Genomic DNA, 2,188 nt, shown 5'->3' on the forward strand with positions numbered 1-2,188 from the left:
CTCCTTTCAGAGCGAAGCGTGATTGGTGTCAAGTGTCCACACTTATCGGTTGTTAATATGGCTGGATCGGTGGCAGGGCAGTGAGAGAGTATCTCTTGTCTGTCATCCACAGCGGATCCGATGAAGAATTGGGTCTGTAGCTCAGTCGGTTAGAGCACCGTCTTGATAAGGCGGGGGTCGTTGGTTCGAATCCAACCAGACCCACCACGGTTTTATGTAGCGTGTAAAAGCGAGACATAGACGGGGGTGTAGCTCAGCTGGGAGAGCGCCTGCTTTGCAAGCAGGATGTCATCGGTTCGATCCCGTTCACCTCCACCACTCCTCTTGTTGTTCAAGATGGGGATGGTTGCGAAACAGAACCCGGGTCCGCGAATTCAAGAGTCTAACGTTTAGTGCTGCATCGCTTTGGCGGTGAAGTCTTAAACGTTGGGTTTTTAATCCAATAGCTGTATATCGTTCTTTAACAATCTGGAAGAAGCAAAACGACAATGTGTTTGTCGAGTAGTTCGTTAATTCGAACGAAAGGTGAATACGGGTTGTGATTGCAATCATAAGTTCTAAAGCAATTTGGAACGGCACAAATGCGATGTCATGTCAGACATACAGTGAAATTGAAGGTGGGTTGTTTGGTGCTATAGCCATTAGCGTTATAGGATCAAGTGACTAAGTGCATATGGTGGATGCCTTGGCGATCACAGGCGATGAAGGACGTTGTAGCCTGCGAAAAGCTGCGGGGAGCTGGCAAACAAGCTTTGATCCGCAGATATCCGAATGGGGAAACCCACCGTCGCAAGACGGTATCCATGAGTGAATACATAGCTCATGGAGGCGAACCGGGTGAACTGAAACATCTCAGTAACTCGAGGAAAAGAAATCAACCGAGATTCCGAAAGTAGTGGCGAGCGAAATCGGAACAGCCTTTACGTTTTAGCGCATGGGATAGTCGAACGGAATGGAAAGTCCGGCCGTAGCAGGTGATAGCCCTGTAGGCGAAATCCCGTGTGTGGAACTAAGCGTAAGAAAAGTAGGGCGGGACACGTGAAATCCTGTTTGAAGATGGGGGGACCATCCTCCAAGGCTAAATACTCGTGATCGACCGATAGTGAACCAGTACCGTGAGGGAAAGGCGAAAAGAACCCCGGAAGGGGAGTGAAATAGATCCTGAAACCGTATGCATACAAACAGTAGGAGCCTCCTTGTGGGGTGACTGCGTACCTTTTGTATAATGGGTCAGCGACTTACATTCAGTGGCGAGCTTAACCGATTAGGGAAGGCGTAGCGAAAGCGAGTCCGAATAGGGCGATTTTAGTCGCTGGGTGTAGACCCGAAACCAGATGATCTATCCATGGCCAGGTTGAAGGCACGGTAACACGTGCTGGAGGACCGAACCCACTAGTGTTGAAAAACTAGGGGATGAGCTGTGGATAGGGGTGAAAGGCTAAACAAATCTGGAAATAGCTGGTTCTCTCCGAAAACTATTTAGGTAGTGCCTCAAGTATGACTGCGGGGGGTAGAGCACTGTTATAGCTAGGGGGTCATGGCGACTTACCAAACTATGGCAAACTCCGAATACCCGCAAGTCCAGCTTGGGAGACAGAGCACCGGGTGCTAACGTCCGGACTCAAGAGGGAAACAACCCAGACCGCCAGCTAAGGTCCCCAATTATCGCTAAGTGGGAAACGAAGTGGGAAGGCATAGACAGTCAGGAGGTTGGCTTAGAAGCAGCCACCCTTTAAAGAAAGCGTAATAGCTCACTGATCGAGTCGTCCTGCGCGGAAGATGTAACGGGGCTAAGCGATAAACCGAAGCTGCGGGTGTGCACTTTGTGCACGCGGTAGGAGAGCGTTCTGTAAGCCTGTGAAGGTGGCTTGTAAAGGCTGCTGGAGGTATCAGAAGTGCGAATGCTGACATGAGTAGCGATAAAGGGGGTGAAAAGCCCCCTCGCCGTAAGTCCAAGGTTTCCTGCGCAACGTTCATCGGCGCAGGGTGAGTCGGCCCCTAAGGCGAGGCAGAGATGCGTAGCTGATGGGAAACTGGTTAATATTCCAGTACCGTCGTACAGTGCGATGGGGGGACGGATCGCGGAAGATCATCAGGGTGTTGGAAGTCCCTGTTGCTGCATTAGAGAGGGCGCTTAGGCAAATCCGGGCGCATGACTCAAGGGTGTGGCACGAGCGAACATGTTTCG

Annotated in this window: 2 tRNA genes and 1 rRNA gene; all 3 read left to right on the forward strand. The window is 51.0% G+C overall.

Annotation, left to right across the window (positions count from 1 at the left end):
* Nucleotides 1–130: 130 nt before the first annotated feature.
* A tRNA-Ile gene (locus tag CEY05_RS30685) sits at nt 131–207 on the forward strand.
* A gap of 35 nt (nt 208–242) precedes the next feature.
* Nucleotides 243–318: transfer RNA gene (locus CEY05_RS30690), tRNA-Ala, on the forward strand.
* Between the two features lie 335 nt (nt 319–653).
* Nucleotides 654–2,188 (forward strand): 23S ribosomal RNA (locus CEY05_RS30695); the annotation flags it as partial.

The organism is Achromobacter sp. HZ34, assembly GCF_002209485.1.
In the GTDB taxonomy this organism is placed as follows: Bacteria; Pseudomonadota; Gammaproteobacteria; order Burkholderiales; family Burkholderiaceae_B; genus Bordetella_C.